The following is a 7,683-nucleotide window of genomic DNA, read 5'->3' as shown; positions in this document are numbered from 1 at the left end:
GAGGAGATCTGGGTGACCCATGGCCGCGAGGAAGCGCTGGTGCGCTGGTGCGAACTCGAAGGCATCGCCGCCCGGCCGCTGCATCTGGTCGGCTACGAAGACGAGGGCGATTGAAGCCATGAACCGCTTCGCCGAGCTTCTCGACCGCCTGGTGCTGACGCCGTCGCGCAACGGCAAGCTGACCTTGCTGACCGACTATTTCCGCGCTGTGGAGGATCCCGATCGCGGCCTGGCGCTGGCTGCCATCACCGGCGATCTCCACATCGCCGCGGTCAAGCCGGCGATGCTGCGCATGCTGGTCACCGAACGCATGGATCCGGTGCTGTTCGGCTATTCCTACGACTATGTCGGCGATCTCGCCGAAACGGTGTCGCTGGTCTGGCCGCAAACGCCCGGAAACATCGCGAGCCGCGAGCCGACGCTTGGCGAAGTCGTGGCCAAACTGCAGGCGGCAAGCCGCTCCGACGGGCCGAAGGTGCTGGCCGGGCTGCTCGACAGCGCGGGCATCTCGGCGCGCTTCGCCATCATCAAGCTGGTCACCGGCGGCTTGCGCATCGGCATGTCGGCGCGGCTGGCCAAACAGGCGCTGGCCGATTTCGGCAAGGTCGACGTGGCCGAGATCGAGGAACTCTGGCGCGGGCTGTCACCGCCTTACACAGCGCTGTTCGCGTGGCTGGAGGGCAAGGCCGAGAAGCCCAGGAACACGGCGTTGGCATTGTTTCGCCCGGTGATGCTGTCGAACCCGGTCGGTGACGGCGATCTCGAAAAGCTCGATCCGGCGGATTATGCCGCCGAATGGAAATGGGACGGCATCCGTGTCCAGGCGGTGGCCGAGGGCGGCATCCGCCGGCTCTATTCGCGCACCGGTGACGATGTTTCCGGCGCCTTTCCGGACCTCGCCGATGCCATGCATTTTTCCGCAACGCTGGACGGCGAACTGCTTGTCGGCGATCCCCGAGAGGCGACGGGAACCTTCTCGGATTTGCAGCAACGGCTGAATCGCAAGACGGTGACACCGAAGATGCAGCAGCAATACCCGGCCTTCATGCGCTGCTACGATCTGCTCCAGGTCGGCGGCGAGGATCTGCGCGCGCTGCCGTTTCGCGAGCGGCGCGGTCGCCTCGAAAGCTTTGTCGCGACGCTCGACCCGAGCCGTTTCGATCTTTCGCCATTCGTCGACTTCACGGATTGGCAAACGCTGGAGGAACTGCGCCGGATGCCACCGCATCCAATCATCGAGGGCGTCATGCTGAAGCGCTGGGACTCAGCCTATGTCGCCGGCCGGCCGAAAGGTCCATGGTTCAAATGGAAACGCGATCCGCACACGGTGGACGCGGTGCTGATGTATGCCCAGCGCGGCCACGGCAAACGCTCGAGCTTCTATTCCGACTATACGTTCGGCGTCTGGACAGGTGCCGAAGGCGAAGAGGAACTGGTGCCGGTCGGCAAGGCCTATTTCGGCTTCACCGATGAGGAGCTGAAGCAGATCGACAAATATGTCCGCGACAACACGATCGAGCGTTTCGGGCCGGTGCGCTCGGTGCGGGCCGACCGCGACAACGGCCTTGTGCTGGAAGTCGCCTTCGAAGGGTTGAACCGCTCGACCCGGCACAAATCCGGCGTCGCCATGCGCTTTCCCCGCATTTCGCGGCTGCGCTGGGACAAGCCGGCCAACGAGGCCGACCGCATCGAGACGCTGCAAGCGCTGCTCGACCGCTAGACCGTCAGCGCTCTTACGGCTCGATCGAAACGCGGATTTCGTAGATGTCCGCGGCCTTGCCCTGCTTGTCGAAGTCGGAATTGATGGCAATGGTGCCGGCCGAGCCCGGACGCTTGTCCGGAAACTGCACATCGAACAGATATTCGTTCTGCTGCTGGCCGACCGCATAGCGCTTGCGGCCGCAGTCGCCGAGTTCGCCGAAATTGCAGTCGACCGAAATCTGCGTCTCCTTGCCTTCTTCGGAGCGGGCAATGATGTCGAACACGGCATGTTTGCCGGCCAGCTTCTCCAGCACGCCTTGTCCGACATCGAAGCTGATCGCCGAACCGGACGCGCCGGAACGGATGCGCAGGAACGAACCGGTATCGTCCTTCATCACCTCGGCCCTGGAGTCAGACGGCGCGCTGACATGGGATGCATCGGCCGGCGAAAACACATTGATCCAGTCGCGCGCCTGGTCCGCGGCGCCGGGTTTTTCCGGACCGCCGTCGGCCGGTGTGAAATCGTCGTCCTCGACGGTCGGCGGCGCTTGCGGCGGGGCGGTGTCGAGTTGCGCGGACGTCTTGAACACGCCGGTCTGCACGGCGAAGAACAGGCCGATGCCAACCGCGGCGAGCAGTGTCACGGTCAGGAAGATGGCGGTCAGCGGCAGGCGACGCCCCCTTATGCGCCGTTCATCGCGGTCGGGCGCCACTTCCGTCGTCGCGCCGGCCGAGGCCGGAACCGACATGTCGATGGCCGGAGCATCGGGAAGCGTGGCGTCCGGCATGATATCGGGAACGACGGGCAGAACGCGGGAGCGCGGCGCATCGGCAGCGGATTGCACGGGTCCGTCGACGACGACATCGGGGGACGATGCCTGTCGGCCGGTTTCGACCGCGGGCGCCGGGTCCGCTCCAAATTCGACCGCCGGTGCATCGCCCTGCGGACCGACATCCGGCACCGCCGGCAGGAACTCGGATTCGATTTCGGTGATTTTCGCCTGGATTGCCTTGCGGCGCTTGATGGCGACCTCAACGGTCACACCGGGATTGGCCTGGAGCGCGCGATCGAGCGCGGCAAAAGCCGAGCGATAGACCCTCTCGCGGAACGCGCGGTCCTCGGCATTGCCTTTCTCCAAGGCGTTCCGGATCGCTTTTTCGATCGCGTCCAAGCGGGTCCCTCTGTCTTTGCCAACCTTGCCGTGATCGTTAGCCGCAGGCGACCAATCAATCAACGGGCGAGCGGCGCATTCTGCCTCGCAGAGGTGTGCAAAGTCCATTCCGGCGCTGTTCCGGCAACAAAATCAGCATGTTTCGCCGATTTTCGCGCACAGGGAGCACACGCACCGTGCGCCGCATTCCCTTGGCGACTGACTGGCGGACAAGGCGGCGGCCGGCTTTCGAGGGTGCCACGACGCCGACGCAGGAATTGCCAAGTCGCATCTTGAATTCGCGCCCGGTTGCGTCTATCACCGCCGCATCCTGGAGGCCTTGGCTTCCTGGGCCGCTTTAGCTCAGTTGGTAGAGCACCGCATTCGTAATGCGGGGGTCGCGTGTTCGAGTCACGCAAGCGGCACCATTCCTCCTCCATTTTTGTCGTCTGTCTGCCCCTTCGCAGCTGGTGCAAAGGATTGCGGCGCCGGCCTGGCAGATCTGCCATTGTCGAGACACCGGTTTGGTGTGAAAATCATGGCCTCAGCATGGGAGGTCAAAAATGCCCAACAATTTCAAGACCGGAGACGTCGTCAGGCTGAAATCCGGAGGTCCCAGGATGACGATCAGCGATGGGGCAGCCTCGGGCATGTATCTGTGCCACTGGTTCAATCGCGAGGGCGAGGTGTGGACCCCGCAACATGCCGGGTTCAAGCCGGAACAACTGATTGCGGCGGACCAGTCGGACTAGAGTTCCTTCCATCCCGATCGAGTCGGGATGGGCACCCTCTTTTGTCCGGGCGTGAACGGATCAGCAGGCGCGACCGACGGATTTTCCGGGTCGCGGCGTTTAACGGATGAAGCGCGATGGCGGCACAAGCCGTCTGCGTCGCGCCAACCTGGAGAGACGCACAACATGATCAACCGTTCGATTCGTTGCCTTGAGTTTGCAGACCGTTGCGGCTCTCGCCCAGGCAACGACGCCGCCTGCACCGCCGACCGCCGCGCCACTTGCCGCGCCAGGCGCCTCGGTGGCCAGGTCCGACATCACGCTGGCCAAAATTCCAGAAGCGGCGCGAAAAGGCGATCATGGCGGCCGACACGGATGGCGACGGCAAGATCAGCCTGCTGGAATGGGAGGCCTTTCAGACGAAGCGCAACGTCAAGGGCGACGCCGCCAAATCCTTCGCGCGGATCGATTCCAACCATGACGGCTTCATCGACCGCGCCGAACTCGATGCCTTCTTCGCCAGGCGCTTTGCAAGGCTGGACAAGAATGCCGACGGCATTCTGACGGCCGACGAACTGCCGGGCCATAAAACCGCTCCCAAGCCGGGGCAATGACCAAGAGGCAATGACGCGCGATGAATATCGGGAGTGCGCCGACTGATGGCTGCGGATCCGGACGAGGAGCTGGTTCGCCGTGTCGGCGCCGGCGAGCCGGCAGCCGTGCAAACGCTCGTCGCGCGCAAGCTGCCGCGTATCCTGGCGCTTGCCGTGCGCATGCTCGGCGATGCGGCGGAGGCAGAGGATGTCGCGCAGGAAACCTTCGTGCGGATCTGGCGCCATGCCGCGAGCTGGCGGCGCGGCAATGCGCGCTTCGACAGCTGGATCCACCGGGTGACGCTCAACCTTTGCTACGACCGGCTGCGTCGCAGGCGCGAGTGGGTGACCGGCGACCTGCCGGAGATGGTCGACCCCGCGGCACTTCCCGATGCCCCTCGCCAGGAGGAAGCGCTTCGGGTCGAACGGGCGCTGCAAGCCATAGCGCCGCGCCAGCGCGAAGCCATCGTTCTGGTCTACTATCAGGAGATGTCCAATATCGAGGCGGCAGCGACCTTGCAGATCAGCGTCGATGCCCTGGAGAGCCTGCTTGCGCGCGGCCGGCGGTCGCTGCAGGCGATCTTGGCGGGGGATGGCGCCGATGAGTAAGCACCGGGCAAGCACCAACGCACCACGGCCATTGCGCCTTGCTGGTGCCGCCTGGCGCCCCGCGCCGACGGGCAAGGGGGCGACACATGGCTGAAGGATCCAGGAACGAACCCGCAATGGATGCCAGGCGCTTTGCCGTCTTGGCCCAGGCCTATGGCGGCGACTTGCGGCGATGGCCCGCGGCTGAGCGAATGGCCGGCACGGTCTTTGCCGCGAGCGGCGCGGGCAAGGCCATCTTGAGGCAGGCCGGGACACTTGACGCGCTGCTCGACAGCTACCGCGTCGACGCCCCGGACAAGGCACTGCACGGCAGCATTCTGCAGGCTGCCGGCCGGCACCTCGTCCAGCGCCGGCGCCAGTGGTTCTGGTGGCTGGGACTTGGACTTGCCGGCATTGGTCTGGCCGGTGCCGTGGCAGGGCTGGCCCTGGTGACCATCGTCACGCCGGAGGTCCAGCCGGACCATTATGTGCTGGATGCCAATGCGACGGCGTTTGGAGATGCCGGCCCCGCTGCCGAGAACGGTGAGGAAAGCCTATGAGCACGCGCTGGGTCCGTGGTCTGGTCATTGCTTCCGTGGTGCTGAACGTCTTTCTTGCCGGCGCATTTGCTGGCGGTGCGGTCTGGCTGAGAAATGCCAAAGCGGGCGCGGGTGTCTCGCTGGAATCGGCTGGCCGACAGCTTCCTGACCAGGACCGCAAGGCGTTCCGCGAGGCGCTGCGCCAGGTTCGCGTGCAGTCCCGTCAGATCATTCTCGATGGCCAGCAGGCCAGGCAGCAGGCAGCGGACCTGCTGCAACAGCCTGTCATGGACAAGGCCGCCGTGTCGGCTGCCCTGGAGCGGGCACGCAACGCCGACGCGACGGTTCGCACCCGGCTCGAGCAGGCCATCGTCGACTTCGCGGCGAACACATCACCCGAAAACCGGAGCGTGCTGGCGCAGGCATTGCTGCGCCACATGGAACGCCGCGCTGCCGTTGCGCCAAAAAAATCGCCATGACGGCCGACGGAAAATGCTCGAGACGCCGTTTAATGAAGAGAAGGGACAAGCCTGCCCGATCGCACCGTGCCGGGCGGCCATCTTCAAACTCGAATGCACTCGGAGCCCAATTATGAGTCGCCTGAAAAACTATGCAGCAGCCGCTATCCTGGCGGTCAGTGGAACTGTCGTGACCGCCACCGCGTCCAACGCAATGCCCGTCATGTCTGTAACCCAACCGGCCGCCCCGGCATTGGTCGAGCATGTCCGCTGGGGGTGCGGCATCGGCTGGCACCCGAACCGATGGGGCCGTTGCGTGCCGAACGGCGTCGTCATCGTGCGCCCGCGCTACCACTACTGGCACGCTCCGGTCTATGGCTGGCACCCGCACCATCACTGGCGCCGCTGGCACCATTACTGATCAAAGCACCGCGGGGTCAGGCACCTGGCCCCGCGTCAGCGCCGGCGCACGGGCAATCCTGTCAGCCAGCCCGGAGTTAAGGTTAGCGCCGCTCCAATCCGTGGACGCCCGCTAGATATCTCAGCTGATTGGGTCCGGCCCCAGCGTCGCCACCGTCTTCAGCGCGCCGTCGAGCATGTCGCCCTTCTCATCCTTCAGCGCCATTTCGCGCAGGCGGCGGATCCAGTCGGCGGCGTCGGCGCGGCCCTTGACCAGGTCGAGCGCGGACAGAACGCGGTCGAATTTCGACTGTGCCCGGACATGGGTGTCGCTGTAGCCCTTGATCAGCCGGCGGCAATTGAGGATTTCGACGGCCAGTGCGTAATCCTGGGGCACATGGTCGAGAGCCAGCGCGTACCAGCGATCGAGATGCGCGACCTCGACCTTGTGGCGCAGCAGACTGCGGCGCCAGCGGCGCAGGCCGCCGATGAACCACAAAGCGGCAAAGCCGGCAAAACTGTCGGTGCGGATGCGGCGGCCATGATTGATGCGGCGATCGAGAAAGGCGGCGAGCTTCGGGCGGTCCTCGATGTAGCTGCCCAGACCCGCCGGCAGCGTGCCGCAGAACTCCTCGATGCGCGGGTGGAAATATTCGGTCACCTGCAGGATCGAGCCGTCCTTGACGCCGACCTCGCGGCGCACACGTTTGCCGCGCGTCGAGCGCGTCTTGAGATCGGCGACGCGGATCATGTCGTCGTAGCACAGCGCGTTGGCGAGATGCTTGGCGGCGGCGATGGACAAGCCATAGCCCTGAAGCGGCCCGTCCAGCGCGACGGCCTTGTCCAACCGGTCGAGATACTCGCGCCCATAGGCGATGTCCTGATAGTCGACGACCTTTCTCAGACCCCGAAGTGCCATGTCGCGCACGGCCATCGGCAACAGGTCGATGCGGGCAGCCAAGGCCTGCCAGCCCTGCAGCAGGTTTTGCGGGCCACTCACCTGTCCTGTGCCCAAGGCAGATTCGACTATCGCTGGCTCGGCCGGCTTCGGCGCCGGTGCTGCCGTGCCGCGCGCACGATCAAACGCGGCACCGAAGGCGGCGAGGCTGGCCTTGACGCCCCGGCCGCCGGCACCGATCGCCTGTTCGTAGCTCTCGCGCGTGAAGGGCAGCGCGTCGGACCCCGCCAGCGCGCCAAGCAGGCTGGCCGAGATCATCGAACCATTGTCGGCGGCGATCTTCTCCATGTCGAAAGCGATGAAGCGTTTCGATGCGGCTTCCGCCGTCGCGTGCACCTTGGACGACGAGGCGCGGCCATCGCCCGGTTCGATTTTTTCCGACACGGCGGCAATGCGGTGCGAGGAGGCGATCAGCGTGGTCCGCTCGGGCGTGACGAAGCCGCGAATGATGGCGCGGCCGGCTTCCATCAGCTCAGCGGCGATCAGGATGTCGACATCGCCCTGCGACGGCGACAGCGCGAAGACCGGCAGCCGGCCGGTGTCGCGGGCCATCTCGACATAATAG

Annotated in this window: 9 protein-coding genes, 1 tRNA gene and 1 pseudogene; 9 read left to right on the top strand and 2 right to left on the bottom strand. The window is 65.2% G+C overall.

Features of this window, described 5'->3' with window-relative positions:
* A pseudogene (locus EN749_RS25765) lies at positions 1–114 on the top strand (DNA ligase-associated DEXH box helicase); the annotation flags it as partial.
* Between the two features lie 4 nt (positions 115–118).
* Positions 119–1,720: a cisplatin damage response ATP-dependent DNA ligase gene (locus EN749_RS25760; RefSeq protein ID WP_128364215.1), complete on the top strand. Its 1,602-nt coding sequence runs from the start codon at positions 119–121 to the stop codon at positions 1,718–1,720.
* Between the two features lie 13 nt (positions 1,721–1,733).
* On the opposite strand, the gene EN749_RS25755 is transcribed toward EN749_RS25760, so the two are convergent.
* Positions 1,734–2,873, bottom strand: a complete 1,140-nt coding sequence (locus EN749_RS25755) for a hypothetical protein (RefSeq protein WP_189367694.1) — start codon at positions 2,871–2,873, stop codon at positions 1,734–1,736.
* A gap of 331 nt (positions 2,874–3,204) precedes the next feature.
* Here EN749_RS25755 and EN749_RS25750 point away from each other — a divergent pair.
* From EN749_RS25750 to EN749_RS25720, 7 genes are all read left to right on the top strand, one after another.
* Positions 3,205–3,280 (top strand) — tRNA-Thr (locus EN749_RS25750).
* A 135-nt stretch (positions 3,281–3,415) separates the two neighbouring features.
* Positions 3,416–3,604, top strand: a complete 189-nt coding sequence (locus EN749_RS25745; protein ID WP_023811455.1) for a DUF2158 domain-containing protein — start codon at positions 3,416–3,418, stop codon at positions 3,602–3,604.
* A gap of 338 nt (positions 3,605–3,942) precedes the next feature.
* Positions 3,943–4,197 carry a hypothetical protein gene (locus EN749_RS39020; RefSeq protein WP_245481809.1) on the top strand — a complete coding sequence of 85 codons (255 nt, stop codon included), beginning with the start codon at positions 3,943–3,945 and terminating at the stop codon, positions 4,195–4,197.
* Positions 4,198–4,242: 45 nt separating this feature from the next.
* Positions 4,243–4,785, top strand: a complete 543-nt coding sequence (locus EN749_RS25735) for an RNA polymerase sigma factor (RefSeq protein ID WP_127269065.1) — start codon at positions 4,243–4,245, stop codon at positions 4,783–4,785.
* 86 nt (positions 4,786–4,871) lie between these two features.
* Complete coding sequence (locus EN749_RS25730) at positions 4,872–5,324, top strand: hypothetical protein (protein ID WP_127320106.1); 453 nt, start codon at positions 4,872–4,874, stop codon at positions 5,322–5,324.
* Between the two features lie 35 nt (positions 5,325–5,359).
* On the top strand, positions 5,360–5,782 hold the full coding sequence (locus EN749_RS25725; protein WP_245491499.1) for a periplasmic heavy metal sensor: 423 nt from the start codon (positions 5,360–5,362) through the stop codon (positions 5,780–5,782).
* Positions 5,783–5,894: 112 nt separating this feature from the next.
* Complete coding sequence (locus EN749_RS25720; RefSeq protein ID WP_127326235.1) at positions 5,895–6,182, top strand: hypothetical protein; 288 nt, start codon at positions 5,895–5,897, stop codon at positions 6,180–6,182.
* A 120-nt stretch (positions 6,183–6,302) separates the two neighbouring features.
* Here EN749_RS25720 and EN749_RS25715 read toward each other — a convergent pair.
* The coding region (locus EN749_RS25715) for an indolepyruvate oxidoreductase subunit beta family protein (protein ID WP_128364212.1) at positions 6,303–7,683 on the bottom strand (1,381 nt) is incomplete at its 5' end.

The sequence above is a fragment of the Mesorhizobium sp. M7A.F.Ca.ET.027.02.1.1 genome, from assembly GCF_004022985.1.
GTDB lineage: Bacteria > Pseudomonadota > Alphaproteobacteria > Rhizobiales > Rhizobiaceae > Mesorhizobium.
This window is presented reverse-complemented; position numbering and strand designations above follow the sequence as displayed.